Source organism: Aeromonas sp. s7(2024) (assembly GCF_040907825.1).
Classification (GTDB): Bacteria; Pseudomonadota; Gammaproteobacteria; order Enterobacterales; family Aeromonadaceae; genus Aeromonas; species Aeromonas veronii.
Genome location: NZ_JBFOCM010000015.1, coordinates 1 through 22,686, shown reverse-complemented (window position 1 = coordinate 22,686; position 22,686 = coordinate 1). Strand labels below are relative to the sequence as shown.

Below are 22,686 nucleotides of genomic sequence, written 5' to 3'. Positions count from 1 at the left end.
AAAAAATCAGGCGGGCCCAAAGCCCGCCTGTTCGTTCAATGCCGTGGTTCACTGGTCATCGAAAGTGTCATCATCCTGCCAGCTTTCATCTTCCCACTGATCCAGCTCTTCTTCCCAGGAATCCGGCTCCCAGTCATCATCAGAGGAGTCGTAATCCGGCTTGTGTCCACCCATCTTCACTCTCCTTGGATAGTTCACCCGCACTCCAATTTTATCCGGAATTGTCGGGCTCGCCAGTCAGAGGGAGTTCAAAGTTTGACCAGAGTGCGACCGGCGATCTGGCCTTGCGTGATGGCCTCGGCGGCCTCCACTACCTGCTCCAGCCCAATCTCGGTAACCGCCTGTTCAAAGAAGCTGGCGGGCAGATCCCGTGCCAGTCGCTGCCACGCCAGTTGACGACGTTCAAACGGGCACATCACCGAATCGACCCCCTGCAACCGCACATTGCGCAGGATAAAGGGCATCACACTGGTCGGCAGATCGAAACCGCCCGCCAACCCGCAGGCCGCCACAGCGCCGCCATAGTTCATCTGGGCCAGCAGCTTGGCCAGCACCTGACTGCCGACGGTGTCGATAGCACCGGCCCACAGCTGCTTCTCCAGCGGCTTGGCAGGCACCAGCAGTTCGCTGCGCGGCACGATGCGGCTGGCACCCAGTGCGGTCAGCATGGCGCCCTGCTCTTCGGGACGACCGGTCAGCGCCGCCACCTGATAGCCAAGGGCTGCCAGCAGGGCGACCGAGGTGGCCCCCACACCGCCAGCCGCGCCGGTGACCAGCACCTCGCCGCTTTCGGGAGTAATACCCGCCTCTTCCAGTGCCAGCACGCAGAGCATGGCGGTAAGACCGGCAGTACCGATGCACATGGCCTGGCGCTCATCCAGCCCGGCGGGCAACGGCACCAGCCAGTCCCCCTTGACCCGCGCCTGTTCGGCCATGCCGCCCCAGTGCCCTTCGCCGACGCCCCAACCGGTCAGCACCACCTTGTCGCCGGTCTGATAGCGGCTGTCGGCAGACTCAAGCACGGTACCGGCAAAGTCGATGCCGGGCACCAGCGGCCACTGGCGCACTATCTTGCCCTTGCCGGTGATGGCCAACCCGTCCTTGTAGTTGATGGAGCTGTAAGCGACCGCTACCCGCACTTCACCTTCCGGCAACTGGCTCTCGGCCAGCCGGGTCAGGGTCGGAACAGTCTTGCCGTCTTGGTTTTCCAGTAACAGAGCCTTGAACATGGTTGCCTCTTTGATGACGTGTGAAACGGGGATCAGCTGCTTTGACGCTTTTGCAGTTGAAAATCGAGAGCCAGAGCGGTGCTCATCATGGGTTCAGTCGTTCTCCAACGCAGTGAGGCAGTGCGAGAGGGTACGCGCCAGCGCACCCTGATTGCGCAGCACCACGGCGCGAGCCTGCTCGCCCATCTCGCGGCGGGCGTTGCCGTCGGCAAACAGCTGGCTCACCCGCTCGCCCAGCTCGGCGGCATCGGCCACGATGGCGGCGCCACCCTGAGCCACCAGCTGGCGGGTGATGTCGCTGAAGTTGAAGTAGGCGGGCCCAGTCAGGCAAGGCTTGCCGAGGGCTGCCGGCTCCAGCAGGTTGTGACCGCCGATCTTCACCAGACTGCCACCGACAAAGGCCACATCGGCCGCCGCCAGCATCAGCGGCAGCTCACCCATGGTATCGCCGAGATAGACCTTATCCTCCGCACTCACCTCAGCACCATCAGTGCGCCGCACGCAGCCGTAAGGGGCGCACAGTTCGGCCACCCGGTCGAACCGCTCGGGGTGGCGCGGCACCAGAATGAGCAGCGCATCGGGATGGCGTTTGAGCAGCAGATCGAAGGCGGTCAGCACCTGCTCGTCCTCACCTTGATGGGTGCTGGCGGCGATCCAGACCGGCCGATCTGTCCCCAGCTGCTGGCGCAGGGCGCGCCCTTTTGCCTGCACCTCGTCACCAAACTGGATATCGAACTTGATAGAGCCGGTCACCGCCAGCCGCGAACGCTCGATACCGAGGCGGGCGAAGCGGTCGGCGTCATCCTGATGCTGGCAGAGCAGATGGGTCAGCGGCCGGCTCAGGGCATCGAAGGCGCCGTGGAAGCGGGCATAACGCTGGCAGGAACGCTCGGAGAGGCGGGCGTTGATGATGGTCACCGGCAGGTGGCGCGCCTCACAGGCGGCCAGCCAGTTCGGCCACAATTCGGTCTCCATCACCCAGAGCGCACGCGGCTTGAAGGTGTCGAGAAAGGCGGCAATGGCCCAGGGGTAGTCGAGCGGCGCGTAGCGATGGATCACCAGATCCCCCAGCCTGGCAGCCTGATCGGCGCCGGTGCGGGTGGTGGTGGTGAGCAGGATCGGCAGATCGGGCCGCTCCGCCTTGAGGGCGCGAATGAGCGGCGTGATGGCCAGCGTCTCCCCCACGCTCACCGCATGGATCCAGAGCGGCGCCTCCTGTCCGGTGGCGGGCAGCCGCCCGAGATGCTCGGCCCAGCGCTCGCCAAAGCCGGGCTTGCCCTTCTTCGGCTTGTAAAGCGCCAGCAGCGCCAGCGGCAATCCCAGATGGATCAGCAGGTTGTAGAGCAGACGGTAGGGCATCTTACTGACTCTGCTCCAGCTTCTTGCAGGCATCGACCACCTGCTCCGGCGCCAGATCGATCAAGCACTTGAGATGGCCGAACTTGCAGGTGCGCTTGAAGCAGGGGCGACACTCGATGTCGGTGTGGACGATCTCGACCCGATCCGCCAGCGGCGGGGTGTAGAGCGGCGAAGTGGAGCCATAGACACCCACCAACGGCCGGTTGAGGGCGGCGGCGATGTGCATCAGGCCGGAGTCGTTGGAGATGACCCGGCTGGCCAGCGCCATCAGATCGATCGCCTCGTGCAGGCTGGTCTTGCCCGCCAGCACGTGGCAGTTGGGGCGAGTCAGCAGATTGACCCGATCCCGGATGGTATTGGCCACCGGCACATCCTTGTTGGAACCGAAGATCCACACCTGCCACCCCTCGTCCAGATGCTGTTGGGCCACCACGGCGTAGTGCCCCTCCGGCCAGCGCTTGGCCGGGCCGAACTCGGCACCGGGGCAGAGCACCAGCACCGGGCGGGCGCGATCCAGCCCCAGTCGCTCCAGCGCCTTGCTCTGGTTGATCAGGTCGACGTGCAGAGAAGGGTGCGGAATGGTCGGAATATCGGCCCGGCTCTTCATCTGCGCCTTGGGATAGGCGAGCGCCAGATAGCCCTCCACCATCAGCGGGAAGGCGGACTTGTTGCTGCGCAGGTCGTTGAGCAGGCCATAGCGGCTCTCACCCTTCCAGCCGGTACGCACCGGAATGCGGGCAAACCAGGGGATCAGCGCCGACTTCATGGAGTTGGGCTGGACGATGGCCTGATCGTACTTCTCGGCGGCCAGCTGCTTGCCGAGGCGGCGGCGCGCCACCAGTTTGAAGTCACCGTGGCCGAGGGGCATGGTGATCGCCTTGTCCACCTCCGGCATCCGCTCCAGCAGGGCGCAGCACCAGGCGGGGGCCATCACGTGCAGCTCGCACTCGGGATGGTTGGCCTTGATCGCCTTGTAGAGACTCTGGGACATCACCATATCGCCGACCCAGGAGGGGCCGATCACCAATATTTTCATCACGCGTCTTCTCTCGGGACTGGCCCGGCTGTTAATCATCACTGGGCGAGATTATGCCCCAAGAATGACTGGATAAATAACAGAAGATCCTTGCCAAACGCTGCTGCCACCCCATTTTTCCAGCAGTGGCCCTCTTCCAACCGGACGAGACGAGACAGGCAGACAGCTGATAGAAACGGGCAATGGCGGCTCTCTCTTTGACCCGTTTTTCCGTTAGAATGGCCCATCAATACGCATTCGACCCGCCAGCCGGGCAATAACCGTGAGCCCCATTTCGTGAAAAAACCGACTCTGGCTGCCGTTCTGATCGTCAAGAATGAAGCCGACAACCTGCGCAAGTGCCTCGCCTCCCTCGACGGACTGGTGGACGAGATCGTCATTCTGGACTCAGGCAGTCAGGACGAGACCCCGGCCATTGCCGCCGAATTTGGCGCCCGCTTCTTCGTCAACGCCAAGTGGCCGGGCTTTGGCAAACAGCGCCGACTGGCCCAGTCCCACGTGCAGTCCGACTGGGTGCTGTGGCTGGATGCCGACGAGCGGCTCACCCCCGAGCTGAAAACCGCCATCGCCGAGGTGATGGCCAATCCGGCCAGCGATACCATCTACTCGATCCCGCGCCTCTCCTGGGTCTTTGGCCGCTTTATCCGCCACAGTGGCTGGTATCCGGATCGGGTGCTGCGCCTCTATCCCAAGGCGCTCACCAGCTACAACGAGGCGCTGGTGCACGAAAAGGTGGAAGTGCGGGCCAACATGAAGATCGTCAATATTCATGGCGACCTGCTCCACTTCACCTATCGGGATCTGGAGCACTATCTGGTGAAATCCGCCGGTTATGCCCGCGCCTGGGCCGATCAGCGCACCGCCCGCGGCAAGAAGGGCTCCCTCAGTCAGGGGCTGATCCACGCGGTCGGCTGCTTCCTCAAGATGTACCTGCTCAAAGCGGGCTTCCTCGATGGCAAGCAGGGGCTGCTGCTGGCGATCCTCTCCGCCCACTCCACCTTCGTCAAATACGCCGACCTCTGGGTGCGCCAGCAACCGCAGCAGCCGGAATAACCGTCATACGAAACAGGGCCCCGCGGGGCCCTGTTTGCATTGCTGCATACGTTATTTGCGCCAGAAAGGCGCCGCCCAGCGGGCCATCACCGGCACCATGGTCTTGGGATCGAGCTGGCTCATATCCTCAGGATGGTCGCTATCCTCAGGCGGGCTGAAGGCGAGGTGGCGCCCTTCGCTGTTGAGGGGCTTCCAGCGCAGCGGAGTGGCGGAGCGGCGCATCGGGAAGAAGCCGATGGTCGGCACATCGAGCGCACCGGCGATATGGAGCGGGCCGGTACTGCCAGCGATAAACAGGGCTGCGTTGGCCAGCACCTGACAGAACATCGGCAGACCATCGCTGGAGCGGTAGATCCAGCCGTTGCCGCCGTGGGCCAGCAACTCGGCCGCCAGCTGTTCGGCCATCTTCTCCTCGCCCGGGCCTGCGGTCAGCACGCACTGCAGCTCGGGGCAGGCCTGATTGAGCTTGATGATGATGCGGGCGTACTGCTCGATGGAGAGGTTGTTGGCCGAACCGCCGCTACCGGCATGCACCATCAGCCAGGGGCGGCTGGCATCGAGCTTGAGCTTGAGTGCCAGTTGTTCGCGCACCTGTAGCAGGGTCTCGTCATCGAACCGCAGGAAGGGGGTCTGGGGCTCCACCACGGCCACCTGTTGATCGGCCAGGAAGCGGCGGATCAGCTCCAGGTTGTACTCGGACTCCGGCTTCTGGGAACGGGAGCGACGCTGCACCAGTCGCTGGTTGTAGAGCACCTGCGCCAGCTTGGTCGCCGGGGCCAGCCGGTAAGGGATGTGCGCCTTCCACACCAGCATGGCGTTGCGGGAGTTGGAGAAGAGGCAGATGGACGCGTCGAACGCAGCCGCCTTGATCCGCGCCAGCAGCGCCCGCTGTTGCTCCTTGTCGGCACGCACGCCCGGATCGATGATCACCTCGTCAATCCAGGGGCAGAGCCTGGCCAGCGGCGCCGTGTAGGCCGGAACCAGGGCAGTCACATGACACTCCATGGAGCCTTTGAGCATGGCGAAGCTAGGCCACGCCAGCATGAAGTCACCAATCTTGTCATTGCGAACGACCAGAATACGTTTCATAAAAAATCCCTTTGCTCCCTGTCACCAATGCAAGGAGGCTTGATGCGCGATGGCGTATTCTTGCCTGATGCACTGCTATTCTCAAGCGACGACCTTATAATGCGACCAAATTTCCAGGTTGCAGGACCACAAAGATGACTACCAGGGTGATTTATCCCGGGACATTTGATCCCGTTACCAATGGCCACGCCGATCTCATCGGCCGCGCCGCCAAGCTGTTTGACGAGGTGGTGGTCGGGGTCGCCAACAGCCCGAGCAAGCGCCCGCTGTTCGATCTGGCAGAACGTGTCCAGCTTGTCCAGCAAGTGACCAGCACGCTTCCCAACGTCAAGGTGGTGGGCTTCTCCGGGCTGCTGGTCGATTTCGCCAAAGAGCATCAAGCCAACGTGCTGATCCGCGGCCTGCGCGCCGTCTCCGACTTCGAGTACGAGTTTCAGCTGGCCAATATGAACCGTCGCCTGATGCCCACGCTTGAGAGCGTCTTTCTCACCCCAGCCGAGGAGAACTCCTTTATCTCCTCCACTCTGGTGAAAGAGGTGGCGCTGCACGGTGGCGACATTCGTCAGTTTGTCGATCCCGTGGTGGCCCAGGCCATCGCAGCCAAACAGCAACAGCGCTAATCCCTCCCCTGATTGGCAGAAACGAACAAGGGCTACCCGCGGGTAGCCCTTGTTGTATCTCTCTCGCATGGGGAGGTCAGCCTGCTTGCCGGTTACTGACGGGCAAACCGCTCATTCATCTCCTGCACCAGCTGATCGAGCCACTCGTAGCGGCGCCGATACATGGCCCGCTTCTTGGAGGCGATCTCCTCCAGCGGCTTGCGTGGCTGGGCTTGCAGGGCGACGAAGTTGGCATCCACATCCCGGGCGTCGAACTCCTGCCACAGCTCGTCATAATCGGCCTGCAAATTGGCTTTCTGCTTGCTGCTGTAGCGCTTGGCCTGAAACACGTGGGCCCGCTTGCGCACCGCCAGCACCTCCGCCGCTCCCATGCTCTGCGCCAGTTGCAGCACCAGTTGCACCAGCAGGGATTTGGGCCGCAGGCCGTGTCCCTCTTTGGTCAGCTCGCGCACCCGATCCTGAGCATTGTCGACCGCAGGCTCCGGCCCCTGCATGGAGCCGATCATCAGAATCAAACGATCCACGCTACCTGCCAGCGAAAAGGCGCAACTGTAGAGGCGCTGCCCCTCGCCGTTGACGATGGAGAGCGCCAGCTCGGCCTCGCGGCGGAAGGTGCCATCGTGGCGCAACAGAATGCGGCAGCCGCTCTGGGGATAGTGCCCAAGTTCGATCCCCTCGCCCAGATAGAGGGGGTCGATCAGCTGCGGGTAGCACTCCAGCAGCAAACGGTAGTGATTTTCCAGCATCTCGGCCCGCTCACGGGCGCTGGCACAGGCGAAGCGATAGGGGCGCATCGGCTTGTCGAGCAGCTCGGGATAGACCGCCGGCAGCGCCTTGAGCGAGTCGCACTGAAACAGGCTGAAGACCCGGCTCAGCGACTTGCGATAGAGCAGGCTGCGCAGCACGAACTTGCCGCGATTGAAGGTTTTCCGGTCACATCCCTCGGGGTAGAGGAAGCGGGCCATGGATTTTGCGCAATAGCGCTCCTGCCGGGATAAATATTCCCAGTCTATTGATTTAACTGTCATTTTTATATTCTCAAACCGCCTGAACGGTCGGGATACTAGTGACAGCTGTGCAAATCTTCAACAGAGTGGAAATACGCTGTTACAACTTCCCCCGGATCGGGGCAAAAAGTGCGCTCAGCGCTGGCAATGACTGCAAAAAACCGTGGTGCGCTGGCCCATTCTTGTCTCGGTCAGCAGGGTGTGACAGTGGAAACAGGGCTGACCGCCACGGCCATAAACCTGCAACTGCTGCACGAAATAGCCCGGCTTGCCATCGGCGCTGGTGAAATCCTTGAGAGTAGTGCCGCCCTGGCGAATCGCCTCGGCCAACACCCGCTTGATCTCGGCCACCAGGGTTCCCAGCCGCTCGGCACTGATATTGCCCGCCGCCCGTTTGGGGTGAATGCCGGCAGCATAGAGCGCCTCGTTCGCGTAGATGTTGCCCACCCCGACCACCACCTGATTGTCCATCAGGAACTGTTTGATGGCGGTGCTGCGCCCCTTGGCGCGCCCCTGCAGGTAATCAGCACTGAAGGCATCGGTGAGAGGCTCGGGCCCCAGCTTGGCGAGCAGCGCGTGGGCTTCGGCCGGTTCCCGAGTCCACAACAGGGCGCCGAAGCGGCGCGGATCGTTGAGCCGCAGCAGCTTGCCATTCTCCAGCTCGATATCCACGTGGTCGTGCTTCTCGGCCGGGGTGCCGATATCCAGCACCCGCAGGCTGCCGGACATCCCCAGATGAAGGATGGCGGTGCCGAAATCGGTCTCCAGCAGCAGGTATTTGGCACGGCGACGCACCCGATGTATGGTGAGATCCACCAGCTCCTGAATCTCACCGGGGATCGGCCAGCGCAGGCGGCCATCCCGCACCACTACACGCGTCACCTTGATACCGGTGAGCCAGGGGGAGATCCCCTGACGACTGACTTCAACTTCTGGCAATTCAGGCATGGGCACCTCGCAAGGAAAAGGAACTCAGGGGGCAGGACGCAGCAGATCGCGATACTGCTCGGCAGTGAGGGCGAGCCAGAGACCGGAGGGCAGCTGAGCGCCATATTGGCCGCTGTTCTGATAGAGGCCGATCTCGACCGGATCGTTCTGGCCGGCAATCCACACCTTGATGGGCACCGAGGTGCCGCGCACCACCTCGCCGGGGGGCAGCAACCAGCTCTGCCAGCGCGCCAGACGGGCATCCAGCTGAGCCGTGTCGAGCCCCAGATCCGGCACGCTGCGCCAGCCCTGACCAATCCGCTCAATCTGCCAGCTCGGCCCCTGCCAAGTGAGCACCACGGCCGCATCCGGCAGCAAGGGGCGAGCCCGCTTGGCGCTGTTCTCCTGCTGGGCAGTCTCCATACGATGCAACAGGGTGATCACGATCAGCACCACCACAATGATCACGTTATTCCAGCCTTTGCGGCTCAATTTGAACATGGCAAGCCTCCCTTTGAACCGGCAGTGTACTGAATTCGGCGCATAAAAAAACCCGGCACGAAGCCGGGTTTTTGGGAATGCAGCATCAAGTAATTACTTGATTTTGCCTTCCTTGTAGATCACATGCTGACGAACAACGGGATCAAACTTTTTGATCTCCATTTTTTCGGGCATGGTGCGCTTGTTTTTGGTAGTGGTATAGAAGTGACCAGTACCGGCGCTGGAGTTCAGGCGAATTTTCTCGCGAATACCTTTAGCCATGATCTAATTCCTTATACCTTAACACCGCTGGCGCGCAGTTCAGCCAGAACCACTTCAACGCCACGCTTGTCGATAATACGCATGCCTTTTGCGGATACGCGCAGGCTTACGAAGCGTTTTTCACTCTCAACCCAGAAACGGTGAGTGTGCAGGTTCGGCAGGAAACGACGCTTGGTGGCGTTGTTAGCGTGCGAACGGTTGTTACCAACTGCCGGGCGCTTGCCGGTTACTTGGCATACTCTAGACATGTCAGTCTCTCCAAATCTTACTTCATTGCTCGAGCAAATATCTGCCCCGCTGGCCTTCGATTGCGGGGCAAACAGAAGGCGGCATTTTATACAGCATCCGTGATCAAAGATCAACTAATACGGTGCCAGAGCACAGTTATAGCCAACCGCGCTCGGCAAAAGAAACCGTGATGCCATCACCGATCACCAAGTGATCCAGCACTCTGATATCGATCAGGGCCAAGGCGGCCGTGATCCGATCCGTGATCTGGCGGTCGGCCCTACTGGGCTCGGCGACGCCGGACGGGTGATTATGCGCCAGAATCACCGCGGCTGCATTATGTTTGAGCGCGATCTGCACGATTTCTCTTGGCCAGACGCTCGCCGAATCGATTGTGCCGAAAAAAAGCTCAACAAATTGAATGACTCTGTGCTGATTGTCGAGCAACAGCAGGGCAAACACTTCCCTCGGCCGATCCCGCAGTTGGGCCTGCAGATAGTCGCGGGTCAGCTGGGGCGAGGTGAGCGCATCACCCCGTTGCAGCTGCTCGGCCAGATGGCGTCTGGCCATCTCCAGCACCGCCTGCAACTGGGCATATTTGGCCGGGCCAAGGCCGTGCGCCTCGCAGAATGCCCGTTGATCCGCCCCCAGCAAGCTGCGCAAAGAGCCGAATTGATTCAATAGATTACGTGAAAGATCCACTGCACTCAGGCCATTGACGCCAGTGCGCAGAAAGATGGCGAGCAGCTCGGCATCGGAGAGCGCCGCGGGCCCCTGACGCAGCAGCTTCTCTCTGGGGCGTTCATCTTCCGGCCACTCTTTGATGCTCATTTGTCTCTCCCTCATCCCTGTTGAGAAAAAACATAGCAAAAAATTGCGCGCGCCCGACCACACCCCTTGATGCCAACCCCTGTCGTCATCCATTGCCTGTGGTATCTTAGCCGACCAGTCAGAATGAGCCGGATAGAGAAACAGCAGATGAGATTGGCCGATAAACGCATCCTGTTGGGTGTCAGTGGCGGGATCGCCGCCTACAAGAGTGCCGAGCTGGTACGCCGCCTGAAAGATCAGGGCGCCGAAGTGCGGGTGGTGATGACCCGCTCCGCCAAGGAGTTCATCACCCCGCTGACCCTGCAGGCGGTCTCCGGTCATCCGGTGGCCTACAGCCTGCTGGACCCCTCTGCCGAAGCGGGCATGGGCCATATCGAGCTGGCCAAGTGGGCCGATCTGGTACTGATCTCCCCCGCCAGCGCCAACCTGATGGCGCGGATGGCTGCAGGCATGGCCGACGAACTGCTGACCACCCTCTGTCTGGCCACTCCGGCGCCCATCGCGCTGGCACCAGCAATGAATCAGCAGATGTATCTCAACGCCGCGACCCAAGCCAACCTCAAGACCCTGGCCAGCCGCGGCATTCTGCTGTGGGGGCCGGATGCCGGCAGTCAGGCCTGTGGCGATGTGGGCCCGGGCCGGATGCTGGATCCCCTCGAACTGGTGGATCGCTGCTGCCAGCAGCTGGCCGCAGAGCCCTTGCTGGCGGGCGTCAAGCTGCTGCTCACCGCAGGTCCAACCCGCGAGGCGCTCGATCCGGTGCGCTACATCAGCAACCACAGCTCCGGCAAGATGGGCTACGCCATCGCCCGAGCTGCCCGTGAAGCGGGTGCCGAAGTGACGCTGGTGAGCGGGCCGGTGACGCTGGCGACGCCTGCGGGCGTTACCCGCATCGATGTCGAGAGCGCCGAGCAGATGCATCAGGCTGTGATGAGCCGGGTGGGCGAGTGCGACCTCTTCATCGGTTGCGCGGCAGTGGCCGACTACCGCCCCGAACAGGTGGCCAGCCAGAAGATCAAGAAGACCGGCGACAACGACCAGATGGTGGTGAAGCTGGTGAAAAACCCCGACATCATCGCGGCCGTTGGTGCCCTTTCAGACAAACCCTTCACCGTCGGATTTGCCGCCGAAACCGTGGATGTGGAACAATACGCCCTCGACAAGTTGCAGCGTAAGCGGCTGGACATGATCGCCGCCAACGATGTGTCCCGCGAGGGGCAAGGCTTCAACGCCGATGACAACGCCCTGACCGTGTTCTGGCAAGGGGGCCAGGCCCCGCTGCCGCTGGCCGACAAGCTGACGCTGGCCCGTCACCTGATCGCCCTGATTGCACGCCACTACCGGCACTGAGCGTCCCGAAAGAACAAGACTCACGGCGCCCCGCCTGCCAAGAGGGACGCCAATACAAGATCCAACTGAAAAAGCGATTCATGACTACACAAATTGAACTGAAGATTCTGGATGCCCGTATCGGTACCGAGTACCCACTGCCCGCCTACGCCACTCCCGGCTCTGCCGGCATGGATCTGCGCGCACTGCTGGATGCGCCGCTGACTCTGGCTCCGGGTGATACCACCCTGGTGCCGACCGGTCTGGCCATTCACATCCAGGATCCGGGTCTGTGTGCCACCATCCTGCCCCGCTCCGGCCTCGGCCATAAGCACGGCATCGTGCTGGGCAACCTGGTCGGTCTGATCGATTCCGATTATCAGGGTCAGCTGATGGTTTCGGTCTGGAACCGCGGCAAGGATGAGTTCACCATGCAACCCGGCGAGCGCATCGCCCAGCTGGTGATCATGCCGGTAGTTCAGGCCAGCTTCCAACTGGTCGATGAGTTCAATCAGAGCGAACGGGGTGAAGGCGGTTTTGGTTCTTCTGGTCGCCAATAACAGACCACACCAACCCGATGGGCGGTGCCTAATAATAGAATCAAGCCATTGTTTTTTTAGGGGAATCCATGGCAAGCAGTAATCAGAAACAGAGTCGGCGCGATCAGATCCTGCAGGCGCTCGCCCATATGCTGGAAACCAGTCCGGGTCAGCGCATCACCACGGCCCGTCTGGCGGCCGAGGTCGGCGTCTCTGAAGCAGCCCTCTATCGACATTTTCCCAGCAAGGCGCGGATGTTCGAGGGGCTGATCGACTTTATCGAGGATTCCCTGCTGTCACGGGTCAATCTGATCATGGCGGAAGAGAAGGACACCATGGCGCGCTGTCACCATATCCTGCAGCTGCTGCTGGTGTTCGCCGAGCGCAATCCCGGCATCACCCGCATCCTCAACGGCGACGCCCTGCTGGGTGAGCACGATCGGCTGCGGGATCGCATCAGCATCCTGTTCGACAAGCTGGAGACCCAGATCAAACAGGTGCTGCGCGAGAAGCGGCTGCGTGAGGGGCAAGGCTTCCAGCTCGACGAGACCATGCTGGCCAATCTGCTGCTGGCCTACACCGAAGGCCGCATCAGCCAGTTCGTGCGCTCCGAGTTCAAGCTCAAGCCGACCGCCGGTTTTGAAGATCAGTGGCAATTTATCCGCAGCCAGCTGCTGCAGAGCTGATGGTTTTTTCGCATCATCCAGCAAAAAGAAGGGAGGCTTTGGCCTCCCTTCTTTTTTGTGTCAGGTTTTTATGGCAGAAAAGAAGTACCAGATGCGACCCGTACTGTCGCGCTGCGGTGTTAGATTTATCCACCATAAACCTTTTAGAACCTGACAGGACATCCTATGGAACCCGAAATCATTACCGAAGCGCAGACCTGGCTGGTCAATAATCAGGGACTGCTGATCGAATACGGCGTCAATATCGCCGCCGCCCTGCTGACCCTGCTGGTCGGCTATATCGCCGCCAACCTCATCAGCGGTGGCGTGGTCAAGGTGATGCAGGCCCGCAAGCTGGACACCACAGTCACCCACTTCGTCGGCAGCATCCTCAAATACGCCATTCTGGTGTTCGTAGTGATCGCCGCGCTGGGCCGTGTCGGGGTGCAGACCGCCTCCTTCGTCGCCATTATCGGTGCCGCCGGTCTGGCCATCGGTCTGGCGCTGCAAGGCTCGCTCTCCAACTTCGCTGCCGGCTTCCTGCTGATCATCTTCCGCCCCATCAAGGCGGGCGAGTTTATCGAAGTGGCTGGCACCGCGGGTGTGGTGCAGTCCGTTCAGCTCTTTACCACTACCCTCACCTCCGGTGACAACAAGATGGTGGTAGTACCGAACTCCGCCATCCTCAACGGCACCATCGTCAACTACTCGCGCATGGATACCCGCCGCGTCGACATGACCTTTGGCATCGGCTACGGCTCTGACCTGCGCAAGGCCAAACAGATCCTCGAGCGTCTGGTAAGCGAAGAGCCGCGCATCCTGAAAGATCCGGCCGCTACCATCGCCGTTGCCGCGCTGGCCGACTCCTCGGTCAATATCGTGGTGCGCCCCTGGGTGAAAACCGCTGACTATTGGGGTGTCTGGTTCGACTTCCACGAGAAGGTGAAACTGACCTTTGATGCTGAAGGCATCGAGATCCCCTTCCCGCAGATGGTGATGCACATGCAAAAACCGCAGGCGTGATCGCGGTTCTGCTGCAACAGACAATGCCAGCCTTCGGGCTGGCATTGTCGTTTCTGGCCCCAGCCCATGGTCATGTCGGTGTATAACCACGCCAACCGGATGAAAACAATTTCAGGCTATCGGGGTGGCCCCAATCATGAGCAAGCGCAAGATCCGCCTTGCTTTCGTGACACATAATCCCAATGTTCTGGTTGTATGCTCCCGGCAGTGACCCATTGCGGTAAAAGACAATCGGTAAAAATCTGTTACACGGGCCGCCCGTTCGGCTCGCTATAATGCTCGAATAATAAGGTTTGGCGGGACCTTGCCTGCAAGGTTCAAACACAACTTGGCATTTCAGGAATCCTATGAAAAATATCAATCCAACCCAAACCCAGGCCTGGCAGGCACTGGAAGCCCACTTTGCAGCAAACAAAGAGACCCGACTCAAGGATCTGTTCGCGCAGGACCCGAAGCGCTTTGACAAGTTTTCCCTTACCTTCGGCGGCGACATCCTGGTTGATTACTCGAAGAACCTGATCACCGAAGAAACCCTCAAGTTGCTGGTTGATCTGGCCAAAGAGACCGATCTTCGCAGCGCGATCGATGCCATGTTCAATGGCGACAAGATCAACATGACCGAAGGGCGCTCCGTACTGCACGTGGCCCTGCGCAACCGCTCCGACCGCCCCATCGAGTGCGACGGTAAGGACGTGATGCCGGAAGTGAACGCCGTACTGGCCAAGATGAAAGGCTTCTGCGAGAAAATCATCTCCGGCGAGTGGAAAGGCTACACCGGTAAAGCGATCCAGCACGTGGTCAATATCGGTATCGGTGGCTCAGATCTGGGCCCGGTAATGATCACCGAGGCACTGCGTCCCTACAAAAACCACCTGCAGATGCACTTCGTCTCCAACGTCGATGGCACCCACATCGCCGAGACCCTGAAGAAGATCGATCCGGAAACCACCCTGTTCCTGGTGGCCTCCAAGACCTTCACCACCCAGGAGACCATGACCAACGCCCTGACCGCCCGCGACTGGTTTATCAATATCGCCGGTGACAAGGCCCACGTTGCCAAGCACTTCGCTGCCCTCTCCACCAACGGCAAGGCCGTGGCCGAGTTCGGCATCGACACCAACAACATGTTCGAGTTCTGGGACTGGGTTGGCGGCCGCTACTCCTCCTGGTCTGCCATCGGCATGCCCATCGCCCTGTCTGTCGGTTTCGAGAACTTCGAAGCCCTGCTGCAAGGCGCCTTCGAGATGGACATGCACTTCGCCACTGCCTCCTATGAGCAGAACGTGCCGGTGCTGCTGGCGCTGATCGGCCTGTGGTACAACAACTTCTACGGTGCCGAGTCCGAAGCCATTCTGCCGTACGACCAGTACATGCACCGCTTCCCTGCCTACTTCCAGCAAGGCAACATGGAATCCAACGGCAAGTACGTGGATCGCAACGGCAAGCCGGTTGACTACCAGACCGGCCCCATCATCTGGGGCGAGCCTGGTACCAACGGCCAGCACGCCTTCTACCAGCTGATCCATCAGGGCACCAAGCTGATCCCCTGTGACTTCCTGGCGCCAGCCATCAGCCACAACCCGATCGGTGACCACCATCCGAAACTGCTGGCCAACTTCTTCGCCCAGACCGAGGCGCTGGCCTTCGGCAAGAGCAAGGAAGAGGTTGAAGCCGAGTTCCTGGCGGCTGGCAAAACCCTGGAGCAGGTCAAGGATCTGGTGCCGTTCAAGGTGTTCGAAGGCAACCGCCCGACCAACTCCATCCTGTTCAAGAGCCTGACCCCGAAAACCCTGGGTGCCCTGATCGCCATGTACGAACACAAGATCTTCGTACAGGGCGCAATCTGGAACATCTTCAGCTTCGACCAGTGGGGTGTCGAGCTGGGCAAACAGCTGGCCAACAAGATCCTGCCGGAGCTGGGCAACAACGAGGCTGTCACCAGCCACGACTGCTCCACCAACGGTCTGATCAACACCTGGAAAGCGTGGAAAGCCTGATTTATCCAGCCTTTCTGAATGCAAAAGCCCCGCTCGATGAGCGGGGCTTTTTTATGACTGTCAGGCTGAGTTTTCTGGCTGGCCGAGCGGGTGTCCAGTCCGACCGGCGACGGGGATCGTCATCCACGCCCCTTCATCATCCAGCCCGATGCGGGCTTAACCGCCAACGGCGATGCGTTTCATGTCTTTCATATAACCACGCAGTACCTGGCCGATTTTCTCGATCGGGTGGTTACGGGTCGCTTCGTTGGCCGCCAGCAGCGCCAGGTTATCCACGCTCTGCCCTTCCGCCTTGCTGGCACCCAGATCGCCCGCTTTCAGGGTCGGCATGAAGTGCTCGCGCAGCAACGGCACTGCAGCGTTGGCGAACAGGTAGTTACCGTACTCGGCGGTATCGGAGATGACCACGTTCATCTCGTACAGACGCTTGCGAGCAACGGTGTTGGCGATCAGCGGCAGCTCGTGCAGGGATTCGTAGTAGGCGGACTCCTCGTAGATACCGGAGGCCACCATGGTCTCGAATGCCAGCTCGACACCCGCCTTGACCATGGCCACCATCACCACGCCATTGTCGAAGTACTCCTGCTCGGCAATCTTGCCAGCGAACGCCGGGGCGTTTTCGAAGGCAGATTTGCCGGTCTCTTCGCGCCAGCCGAACAGCTTGGCATCGTCTTCGGCCCAGTCGGCCATCATGCCGCGGGAGAACTCACCAGCGATGATGTCGTCCATATGCTTCTCGAAAAGCGGGCGCATCAGGGTCTTGAGCTGCTCGGAGAGCTCGAAGGCGCGCAGCTTGGCCGGGTTGGAGAGGCGATCCATCATCAGGCTGATGCCACCCTGTTTCAGGGCTTCGGTGATGGTCTCCCAGCCGAACTGGATCAGCTTGCCGGCATAGGCCGGGTCTGTGCCTTCGGCAACCAGCTTGTCGTAGCAGAGCAGAGAACCGGCCTGCAGCATGCCGCAGAGGATGGTCTGCTCGCCCATCAGGTCGGATTTCACTTCCGCCACAAAGGAGGACTCCAGCACGCCAGCACGGTCGCCGCCGGTGGCAGAGGCCCACGCCTTGGCGATGGCCATGCCTTCACCTTTCGGGTCATTTTCCGGGTGAACGGCGATCAGGGTCGGTACACCAAAGCCACGCTTGTACTCTTCACGCACTTCGGTACCCGGGCACTTGGGCGCCACCATCACGACCGTGATGTCGGAACGGATCTGCTGACCCTCTTCCACCACGTTGAAGCCGTGGGAGTAGCCCAGCGCAGCGCCCTGCTTCATCAGCGGCATCACGGTTTTCACCACGTCGGAGTGCTGCTTGTCCGGAGTCAGGTTCAGCACCAGATCGGCGGTCGGGATCAGCTCTTCATAGGTACCGACCGCGAAGCCGTTGTCGGTGGCTTTCTGCCAGGAGGCGCGCTTCTCGGTGATGGCGGCCTTGCGCAGGGCGTAGGAGATATCCAGCCCGGAGTCACGCATGTTCAGACCCTGGTTCAGACCCTGGGCACCACAGCCCACAATCACCACCTTCTTGCCCTTCAGCACGTTGCAGCCGTCCGCGAACTCTTCGCGCTGCATGAAACGACACTTGCCCAGTTGGGCCAACTGCTGACGCAGGTTCAAGGTGTTGAAATAGTTAGCCATGGTGATTGCTCCGTTCGATTGATTCCATGCCGGATAGCGGCGTTGTCTGAACCACTATAGCGCGGGACACTTATTGCCTGAACTGATATATTCGAAACAGTACGTTGCAATAATTGAAAGATGATTCTTGGCAATTGCGCCCCATGCACGCCCCCCCGTTTCGACAATATTGCCGCTGAATTGTGCGGGGATGCGGTTGCCGGAACCGGACGGTACGACATGAATTTATGCCCTGACTGCAGCAGGAAGTGATCAATGGACCTTCGCAATCTCGAGCTGTTTCTCCACCTCGCCGACTCCCTTCATTTCGGCAAAAGCGCCGATGCCATGGCGGTCAGCCCTTCCACCCTGAGTCGCGCCATCCAGCGACTGGAGCAGGAGACCGGCTGCATCCTGTTCGAGCGGGACAACCGCTCGGTACGGCTCACCCCCGCCGGCGAGAAGCTGCGCGAATTCGGCGGCGGCCTGTTGCAGGAGTGGCGTCAGCTCAAACAGGAGCTCAAACGCAGCGATGAACCGCTGCAGGGACGGCTGCGGGTCTTCTGCTCGGTCACCGCCAGTTACTTTCTGCTGCCCGAGGTGCTGGAGCGCTTTCGCCGCCGCTACCCCCAGCTGGAGATCAAGCTGGAGACCGGCGACCCGGCGCTGGCAGTGGACAAGATCCTGGCCGACGAAGCCGATCTCGCCATCGCCGCCCGCCCCGATGCTCTGCCCGCCAAGCTGGAGTTCGCCAGCCTGCAGCTGGTGCCGCTGGTCTTTATTGCGCCGCGCAATGCCCCACAGCTGAACCAGTGGTTCCGCCAGGGCGAGCCGGACTGGGATCAGCTGCCAGTCATCCTCTCCGAGCAGGGACTGGCCCGCAAACGCAGCGATCAGTGGTTTCGCAACAAGGGGATAGCGCCCAACATCTATGCCGAAGTGGCGGGCAACGAGGGAATCGTCGCCATGGTGGCGCTCGGTTGCGGCGTGGGGCTGGTGCCGGCGGCGGTAATCGACCATAGCCCGCTCGGTGACAAGGTGCGGATCATCGACCTCAAACCCGCCTTCAAGCCATTTGATGTGGGGATCGGGGTGCTCAAGAAGCGGCTGGAGGAACCGCTGATCCGCGCCTTCTGGGATACCGCGCAGAATCAGGGTTCACTGCGCTGACACCGGATTATAGATAAGGGCCGGATCGGCCATCATGATGCGGCTGGGCAGCGGCAAGTCGGGGTTGTGCAGCTCGAGGCGCACCCGCTCATCCAGTTTCAGCCGCCGAATGGTGCTGCCAAATCCCTCTTCAAAGACCCGGTCAAAAGCACCAGACTGCCGCGCCCGCAGCAGGCCAAGCTCGATGCGCTGGGCCAGCTCCGGATATTTTGGCGAGACAAAGAAGAGCAGCGCCAGCGGATAGCGAAATACCAGACGGGGCTCGATGGCGAGATCCGGATGCTGCCTTAGTTCATCCTCGACCTCGATGACCGAGCGCAGGAAGCAGTCAAAGCGCTTCTTGCGCAGCATGTTGAAGAGCGCCTCATAAAGATTGCCCACCGTCACCTTGAGGCCGTTAGCCCGCAGCAACTGGGTGTCTGGCCAGGATCTGTGCTGACCGATGGAAAGCCCGGCGCGATGCCAGTCCGCCAACGACCCGATCGCGGCAAAACGCCCCTCATCCCCCCGCCGAACCAGACACACCCGCCACCCCAGCAGCCCCTTGGCCAGCGGAATGTGGATTGCCAGCAACTCCCGTTCTCGCTGACCATCCGGGGCAAAGACACCGACCTGAACCAGCTCGCCGCTGCGCAGCTCCTTCACCGCCCGCCCCTGCTCCATCTGCGGGCTGGAGACCAGCTGGTAGGGGCCATATTCGGGCGCGGTGAGATCGAGGGAGAGGCGCAGCAACTGGACGACGGCGGGGTTGGGATGATCCAGCAACAGATTCCAGGCGCGGATAGGCTGCTCGGCCGCCGGTACGCCAACCGCCCACAATGCCATGCACCACCACCAGACTCTGATCATCCCGTGCACCATCCGTGCCTAATGCTCCTCGCCATACTATAACGTCAGCCAGCACCTCAACGGCGCCCTCTCTGAAAGATGTGTGAGCGCTCTCGTGTCAAATCTCGTGTCAAAAGTGACAATAGGCAAACCCGGCAGGTCATCGCAGACTGGGCGTTCATCAACACACGCCAAGGCGCAGGGAGGAGAGCCATGAAACAGCATCTGGTAGAGATCAAGGGTTCAACCCTGTTTGACGAGTATCTGCAAAGCATGGGCGTGCCCAGCACGGCGCTTGACCGGGAGCAGGATATCTATCTGCAGGAACGCCACCTGGGAGCCATTCGCCGGGTGCAAGGCGAACTGCGCTTTTATCTGCGTGCCAATGCCCTGAACAAACGGTGATCAGGATCCGGTCACAGAACCCGCAGCAAAGGCGTATTAGACTGGTATCTTCCCCCTTTTGTCGGGAGTGCCCATGAAAGCAAGCGGTCTGGATCGGCTGTTCAAACCCCACTCAATCGCCGTGATCGGCGCCTCGACCGACCCGCTCAAGGCGGGTCACGTAATCGTGCGCCACCTGCTGGCGGGCCAGTTCAAAGGGCCTATCCTCCCGGTAACCCCGCGCAACAAAGCCATCGCCGGCGTGCTGGCCTATCCCGATATCAGCAGCCTGCCGCTAACCCCGGATCTCGCCATCATCTGCACCAGGCGGGAGCGGGTCTTGCCGTTGTTGGAAGCGCTCGGCCAGAAGGGTGCGGGGGCGGCCATCATACTGGCCGCCGACTTTTCCCCCGAGGAGCGGCTGGAGCTGAAACGGGTCTGCCAACAATACGGCATTCGCCTGCTCGGTCCCAACAGCATGGGGATGCTGCTGCCCGGCCAGGGGATCAACGCCAGCTTTTCCCCCATTGCTGCCAAGCCGGGGCAGGTCGCCTTTCTCTCGCAATCCGCCGCCGTCAGCACCACTATTCTGGATTGGGCCAAGCAGCATGAGCTGGGCTTCTCCGCCTTCATCTCCCTTGGTGATCACTGCGATATCGACTTCGGCCAGCTGCTGGATCAACTCTCCCGCGACAGCGTCACCCGCGCCATCTTGATCTACATGGACAAGCTGCACGACGCCCGCCACTTTCTCTCGGCTGCGCGGGCAGCCTCGCGCAACAAGCCGATCCTGGTGCTGAAAAGCGGGCGCCACGAACCGGCCCACGGTCTCGACAATGTCTACGATGCGGCCATCCGCCGTGCCGGCATGCTGCGGGTACGGGATACCCACGAACTGTTTGCCGCGGTGGAAACCCTCAGCCACTCCATGACCCTCAAGGGGGAGCGGCTTGCCATCATCTCCAACGGTCGCGGGCTGGCTAATATGGCAGTGGATGTACTGCTGGAGCGGGGCGGCAAGCTGGCTCGTCCGCCGCTCGATATCGGCAGCGATGCCACCATCACCACCTATCAGGAAGCGCTGGACAACGTGTTGCAGGAGGATGGCATCGACGCCATCCTGATCATCCACGCCCCCTCGCTCACGGCACCGAGCGCGCCGCTGGCCAGCCATCTAATCGCCCATCTGAAACAGCATCCCAGAGCGCGCCGTTTCAATATCCTCACCAACTGGGCGGGCGAATACTCGGCGCAGGAGGGGCGAAAACTCTTTACCGAGGCGGGTTTCCCGACCTACCGCACGCCGGAAAGCGCCATGGCCGCCTTCATGCACATGGTGGAATACCGCCGCAACCAGAAGCAGTTGATGGAGACCCCGGCATCCCTGCATGGCAACCAGCTCAATGGCGAGCTGTGCCAGCAGCTGATCCGCCAAGCACAGGAGCGCAAACAGCTAAGATTGGATACCCATCTGGTGCACCCGATTTTACAAGCCGCAGGTCTCTCGACCCTGCCAACCTGGATCGTCACCGACGCCATCGAGGCGACCCTGACCGCCGAGCAGATCGGCTATCCGGTGGCGGTAAAACTGCGCTCGCCCGATATCCTGCACAAGTCTGCCGTACACGGGGTGGTGCTCAATCTGCGCACCTCGGCCGAAGTGGCGCAAGCTGCAGATGCCATTCTGGACAGGGTCAAACAGCATGATCCGGGCGCCCGCATCGAAGGCTTGCTGGTGCAGCGGATGGCTCGCCGCAGCGGCGGCCTGGAGTTGAGGGTACGTATCCAGCAAGACGCCATCTTTGGCCCCGTCATTCTGCTGGGGGAATCAGGCGCAGAACCGCAGGAGATGGTGGCAGCCTTGCCACCGCTCAATCAGGCGCTGGCTCGTTACCAGATCATAGGAGCCCTCAAGAGCCGCAAGATCCGTGAGCAGGCCACACCGGAACGACTGGATATCGATGCCCTCGGTCAAGTGCTCTGCCAGCTCTCCGAGCTATTGCTCGCCTTTCCTGAGATTCAGGAGCTGGACCTGCACCCGCTGCAAGCGTTCGGCGCAGAGATGGTGGTGCTGGATGCCAGCCTCACACTGGCTGACCCCGCCATCCCGACCAGCAACCGACTGGCGATCCGCCCCTATCCTACCGAACTGGAGGAGGGTGCCTGGCTTAAAGATCAGCGCCATATCCTGCTGCGCCCAATCCGGCCGGAAGATGAACCTGCTCACAAGCAGTTCGTGCTGCAGGTCTCCGATGAAGACAGGTACAAACGCTTCTTCGCCGATGTAGGCGAGCTGGGCCATGAAGAGCTGGCTCGCATGACCCAGATCGATTACGACCGGGAGATGGCCTTCGTGGCTGTGGGGCAAGATGGCGAGCTGCAGGATCAAATCCTCGGCGTGGTACGCGCTATCTCGACCCCGGACCTGAGCGATGCCGAGTTTGCCATTCTGGTGCGATCGGACTTGAAAGGGGTGGGGCTCGGCAAATTGATGATGGAGAAGATCATCCGTTACGCCAAAGAGCAGGGGATTGGCCAGTTATCCGGCATGACCATGCCCAGCAATCGTGGCATGGTCAACCTTGCCAAACGGCTTGGCTTCAAGATCGATGTGCAAATGGAAGAGGGGGTGGTCAATATGGAACTGCTCTGTAGCCAGCAAGCGACAGAAGCCTGATTTGACCACCTGCAGAGTCGTTCAAATTGCTGTGAATGAAACTGATAAGACTCTGATATAGCCAGAAAATGGTAGAAATAACCGGCTATCTGGCACTCTTACTTGGCAGGGAAAAGCCAGATATTGGTGGTTTAAGGCGCTAAAAATACAAAAGCCCGGTCGTGAAGCCGGGCTTTTGTATTCGTTCTGGTATGCAAACCTGTGGGTCTTATGGACAAAAACGCCCATAGCAAAAAGGCCTTCCCAATCGGGAAGGCCTTCAAATTAGTGGCGGAGCGGACGGGACTCGAACCCGCGACCCCCGGCGTGACAGGCC

Annotated in this window: 23 protein-coding genes; 10 read left to right on the top strand and 13 right to left on the bottom strand. The window is 60.8% G+C overall.

Features of this window, described 5'->3' with window-relative positions; genetic code table 11:
* Positions 1–48: 48 nt before the first annotated feature.
* The 4 genes from AB5Y73_RS04970 to waaF form a co-directional block, all read right to left on the bottom strand.
* Entirely contained in the window at positions 49–174 is a 126-nt protein-coding gene (locus tag AB5Y73_RS04970; RefSeq protein ID WP_005339521.1) for a hypothetical protein, read from the bottom strand.
* A 74-nt stretch (positions 175–248) separates the two neighbouring features.
* Positions 249–1,229, bottom strand: a complete 981-nt coding sequence (locus AB5Y73_RS04965) for an MDR family oxidoreductase (RefSeq protein WP_181497686.1) — start codon at positions 1,227–1,229, stop codon at positions 249–251.
* A 93-nt stretch (positions 1,230–1,322) separates the two neighbouring features.
* Positions 1,323–2,588 carry a lipid IV(A) 3-deoxy-D-manno-octulosonic acid transferase gene (gene waaA / locus AB5Y73_RS04960; RefSeq protein WP_107683352.1) on the bottom strand — a complete coding sequence of 422 codons (1,266 nt, stop codon included), beginning with the start codon at positions 2,586–2,588 and terminating at the stop codon, positions 1,323–1,325.
* Position 2,589: 1 nt separating this feature from the next.
* Positions 2,590–3,624 carry a lipopolysaccharide heptosyltransferase II gene (waaF, locus tag AB5Y73_RS04955; protein WP_111901320.1) on the bottom strand — a complete coding sequence of 345 codons (1,035 nt, stop codon included), beginning with the start codon at positions 3,622–3,624 and terminating at the stop codon, positions 2,590–2,592.
* 276 nt (positions 3,625–3,900) lie between these two features.
* Between waaF and AB5Y73_RS04950 the strand changes: the two genes are divergently transcribed.
* Complete coding sequence (locus tag AB5Y73_RS04950) at positions 3,901–4,677, top strand: glycosyltransferase family 2 protein (RefSeq protein ID WP_005357395.1); 777 nt, start codon at positions 3,901–3,903, stop codon at positions 4,675–4,677.
* Positions 4,678–4,728: 51 nt separating this feature from the next.
* Here AB5Y73_RS04950 and AB5Y73_RS04945 read toward each other — a convergent pair whose 3' ends face one another.
* Entirely contained in the window at positions 4,729–5,766 is a 1,038-nt protein-coding gene (locus AB5Y73_RS04945; RefSeq protein ID WP_005357394.1) for a glycosyltransferase family 9 protein, read from the bottom strand.
* A 134-nt stretch (positions 5,767–5,900) separates the two neighbouring features.
* On the opposite strand from AB5Y73_RS04945, the gene coaD reads away from it, so the two are divergent.
* Positions 5,901–6,386 (top strand): pantetheine-phosphate adenylyltransferase, encoded by a 486-nt coding sequence (coaD, locus tag AB5Y73_RS04940; protein WP_107683354.1) that lies wholly within the window; start codon positions 5,901–5,903, stop codon positions 6,384–6,386.
* A 92-nt stretch (positions 6,387–6,478) separates the two neighbouring features.
* On the opposite strand, the gene AB5Y73_RS04935 is transcribed toward coaD, so the two are convergent.
* The 6 genes from AB5Y73_RS04935 to radC all read right to left on the bottom strand — a co-directional run bounded on the left by AB5Y73_RS04935 (position 6,479) and on the right by radC (position 10,141).
* Positions 6,479–7,351, bottom strand: coding sequence for a VirK/YbjX family protein (locus tag AB5Y73_RS04935; RefSeq protein WP_058057065.1), 873 nt, complete (start codon positions 7,349–7,351; stop codon positions 6,479–6,481).
* A gap of 177 nt (positions 7,352–7,528) precedes the next feature.
* Positions 7,529–8,341: a bifunctional DNA-formamidopyrimidine glycosylase/DNA-(apurinic or apyrimidinic site) lyase gene (gene mutM / locus AB5Y73_RS04930; RefSeq protein WP_005357390.1), complete on the bottom strand. Its 813-nt coding sequence runs from the start codon at positions 8,339–8,341 to the stop codon at positions 7,529–7,531.
* A gap of 24 nt (positions 8,342–8,365) precedes the next feature.
* Positions 8,366–8,821 carry a hypothetical protein gene (locus AB5Y73_RS04925; RefSeq protein WP_107683355.1) on the bottom strand — a complete coding sequence of 152 codons (456 nt, stop codon included), beginning with the start codon at positions 8,819–8,821 and terminating at the stop codon, positions 8,366–8,368.
* A gap of 93 nt (positions 8,822–8,914) precedes the next feature.
* Positions 8,915–9,082 (bottom strand): 50S ribosomal protein L33, encoded by a 168-nt coding sequence (gene rpmG, locus AB5Y73_RS04920; protein WP_005307500.1) that lies wholly within the window; start codon positions 9,080–9,082, stop codon positions 8,915–8,917.
* Between the two features lie 11 nt (positions 9,083–9,093).
* A complete protein-coding gene (gene rpmB, locus AB5Y73_RS04915) occupies positions 9,094–9,330 on the bottom strand; it encodes a 50S ribosomal protein L28 (protein WP_005307492.1) in 237 nt (78 codons plus the stop codon).
* 136 nt (positions 9,331–9,466) lie between these two features.
* Positions 9,467–10,141, bottom strand: a complete 675-nt coding sequence (gene radC, locus AB5Y73_RS04910; protein WP_005339502.1) for a DNA repair protein RadC — start codon at positions 10,139–10,141, stop codon at positions 9,467–9,469.
* 147 nt (positions 10,142–10,288) lie between these two features.
* On the opposite strand from radC, the gene coaBC reads away from it, so the two are divergent.
* From coaBC to pgi, 5 genes are all read left to right on the top strand, one after another.
* Complete coding sequence (gene coaBC, locus AB5Y73_RS04905; RefSeq protein WP_107683356.1) at positions 10,289–11,491, top strand: bifunctional phosphopantothenoylcysteine decarboxylase/phosphopantothenate--cysteine ligase CoaBC; 1,203 nt, start codon at positions 10,289–10,291, stop codon at positions 11,489–11,491.
* An 80-nt stretch (positions 11,492–11,571) separates the two neighbouring features.
* On the top strand, positions 11,572–12,030 hold the full coding sequence (gene dut / locus AB5Y73_RS04900) for a dUTP diphosphatase (protein WP_005339498.1): 459 nt from the start codon (positions 11,572–11,574) through the stop codon (positions 12,028–12,030).
* Positions 12,031–12,098: 68 nt separating this feature from the next.
* A complete protein-coding gene (slmA, locus tag AB5Y73_RS04895; RefSeq protein WP_005339495.1) occupies positions 12,099–12,695 on the top strand; it encodes a nucleoid occlusion factor SlmA in 597 nt (198 codons plus the stop codon).
* 165 nt (positions 12,696–12,860) lie between these two features.
* Positions 12,861–13,697: a mechanosensitive ion channel domain-containing protein gene (locus AB5Y73_RS04890; protein WP_005339493.1), complete on the top strand. Its 837-nt coding sequence runs from the start codon at positions 12,861–12,863 to the stop codon at positions 13,695–13,697.
* A gap of 347 nt (positions 13,698–14,044) precedes the next feature.
* The gene (pgi, locus tag AB5Y73_RS04885; RefSeq protein ID WP_005339491.1) at positions 14,045–15,694 is read left to right on the top strand and encodes a glucose-6-phosphate isomerase; all 1,650 of its coding nucleotides are present in this window, start codon (positions 14,045–14,047) and stop codon (positions 15,692–15,694) included.
* 156 nt (positions 15,695–15,850) lie between these two features.
* On the opposite strand, the gene ilvC is transcribed toward pgi, so the two are convergent.
* Entirely contained in the window at positions 15,851–17,332 is a 1,482-nt protein-coding gene (ilvC, locus tag AB5Y73_RS04880) for a ketol-acid reductoisomerase (protein WP_041210772.1), read from the bottom strand.
* A gap of 255 nt (positions 17,333–17,587) precedes the next feature.
* On the opposite strand from ilvC, the gene ilvY reads away from it, so the two are divergent.
* Entirely contained in the window at positions 17,588–18,481 is an 894-nt protein-coding gene (gene ilvY, locus AB5Y73_RS04875) for an HTH-type transcriptional activator IlvY (RefSeq protein WP_107683385.1), read from the top strand.
* Here the strand turns inward: ilvY and AB5Y73_RS04870 are convergent.
* Positions 18,470–19,330: an ABC transporter substrate-binding protein gene (locus tag AB5Y73_RS04870; RefSeq protein WP_107683388.1), complete on the bottom strand. Its 861-nt coding sequence runs from the start codon at positions 19,328–19,330 to the stop codon at positions 18,470–18,472. The genes ilvY and AB5Y73_RS04870 overlap by 12 nt on opposite strands.
* 192 nt (positions 19,331–19,522) lie before the next feature.
* Here AB5Y73_RS04870 and AB5Y73_RS04865 point away from each other — a divergent pair, with 192 nt between their 5' ends.
* A complete protein-coding gene (locus tag AB5Y73_RS04865) occupies positions 19,523–19,714 on the top strand; it encodes a hypothetical protein (protein ID WP_005339486.1) in 192 nt (63 codons plus the stop codon).
* 73 nt (positions 19,715–19,787) lie between these two features.
* Positions 19,788–22,370 carry a bifunctional acetate--CoA ligase family protein/GNAT family N-acetyltransferase gene (locus AB5Y73_RS04860; RefSeq protein WP_107683386.1) on the top strand — a complete coding sequence of 861 codons (2,583 nt, stop codon included), beginning with the start codon at positions 19,788–19,790 and terminating at the stop codon, positions 22,368–22,370.
* The last annotated feature ends 316 nt before the right edge of the window (positions 22,371–22,686 follow it).

What these genes read in the sequence shown, in the direction of transcription:
- AB5Y73_RS04970 (WP_005339521.1), bottom strand. Translation starts at nt 174, where the DNA reads ATGGGTGGACACAAGCCGGATTACGACTCCTCTGATGATGACTGGGAG.
- AB5Y73_RS04965 (WP_181497686.1), bottom strand. Translation starts at nt 1,229, where the DNA reads ATGTTCAAGGCTCTGTTACTGGAAAACCAAGACGGCAAGACTGTTCCG.
- waaA (WP_107683352.1), bottom strand. Translation starts at nt 2,588, where the DNA reads ATGCCCTACCGTCTGCTCTACAACCTGCTGATCCATCTGGGATTGCCG.
- waaF (WP_111901320.1), bottom strand. Translation starts at nt 3,624, where the DNA reads ATGAAAATATTGGTGATCGGCCCCTCCTGGGTCGGCGATATGGTGATG.
- AB5Y73_RS04945 (WP_005357394.1), bottom strand. Translation starts at nt 5,766, where the DNA reads ATGAAACGTATTCTGGTCGTTCGCAATGACAAGATTGGTGACTTCATG.
- coaD (WP_107683354.1), top strand. Translation starts at nt 5,901, where the DNA reads ATGACTACCAGGGTGATTTATCCCGGGACATTTGATCCCGTTACCAAT.
- AB5Y73_RS04935 (WP_058057065.1), bottom strand. Translation starts at nt 7,351, where the DNA reads ATGGCCCGCTTCCTCTACCCCGAGGGATGTGACCGGAAAACCTTCAAT.
- mutM (WP_005357390.1), bottom strand. Translation starts at nt 8,341, where the DNA reads ATGCCTGAATTGCCAGAAGTTGAAGTCAGTCGTCAGGGGATCTCCCCC.
- AB5Y73_RS04925 (WP_107683355.1), bottom strand. Translation starts at nt 8,821, where the DNA reads ATGTTCAAATTGAGCCGCAAAGGCTGGAATAACGTGATCATTGTGGTG.
- rpmG (WP_005307500.1), bottom strand. Translation starts at nt 9,082, where the DNA reads ATGGCTAAAGGTATTCGCGAGAAAATTCGCCTGAACTCCAGCGCCGGT.
- rpmB (WP_005307492.1), bottom strand. Translation starts at nt 9,330, where the DNA reads ATGTCTAGAGTATGCCAAGTAACCGGCAAGCGCCCGGCAGTTGGTAAC.
- radC (WP_005339502.1), bottom strand. Translation starts at nt 10,141, where the DNA reads ATGAGCATCAAAGAGTGGCCGGAAGATGAACGCCCCAGAGAGAAGCTG.
- coaBC (WP_107683356.1), top strand. Translation starts at nt 10,289, where the DNA reads ATGAGATTGGCCGATAAACGCATCCTGTTGGGTGTCAGTGGCGGGATC.
- dut (WP_005339498.1), top strand. Translation starts at nt 11,572, where the DNA reads ATGACTACACAAATTGAACTGAAGATTCTGGATGCCCGTATCGGTACC.
- slmA (WP_005339495.1), top strand. Translation starts at nt 12,099, where the DNA reads ATGGCAAGCAGTAATCAGAAACAGAGTCGGCGCGATCAGATCCTGCAG.
- AB5Y73_RS04890 (WP_005339493.1), top strand. Translation starts at nt 12,861, where the DNA reads ATGGAACCCGAAATCATTACCGAAGCGCAGACCTGGCTGGTCAATAAT.
- pgi (WP_005339491.1), top strand. Translation starts at nt 14,045, where the DNA reads ATGAAAAATATCAATCCAACCCAAACCCAGGCCTGGCAGGCACTGGAA.
- ilvC (WP_041210772.1), bottom strand. Translation starts at nt 17,332, where the DNA reads ATGGCTAACTATTTCAACACCTTGAACCTGCGTCAGCAGTTGGCCCAA.
- ilvY (WP_107683385.1), top strand. Translation starts at nt 17,588, where the DNA reads ATGGACCTTCGCAATCTCGAGCTGTTTCTCCACCTCGCCGACTCCCTT.
- AB5Y73_RS04870 (WP_107683388.1), bottom strand. Translation starts at nt 19,330, where the DNA reads ATGATCAGAGTCTGGTGGTGGTGCATGGCATTGTGGGCGGTTGGCGTA.
- AB5Y73_RS04865 (WP_005339486.1), top strand. Translation starts at nt 19,523, where the DNA reads ATGAAACAGCATCTGGTAGAGATCAAGGGTTCAACCCTGTTTGACGAG.
- AB5Y73_RS04860 (WP_107683386.1), top strand. Translation starts at nt 19,788, where the DNA reads ATGAAAGCAAGCGGTCTGGATCGGCTGTTCAAACCCCACTCAATCGCC.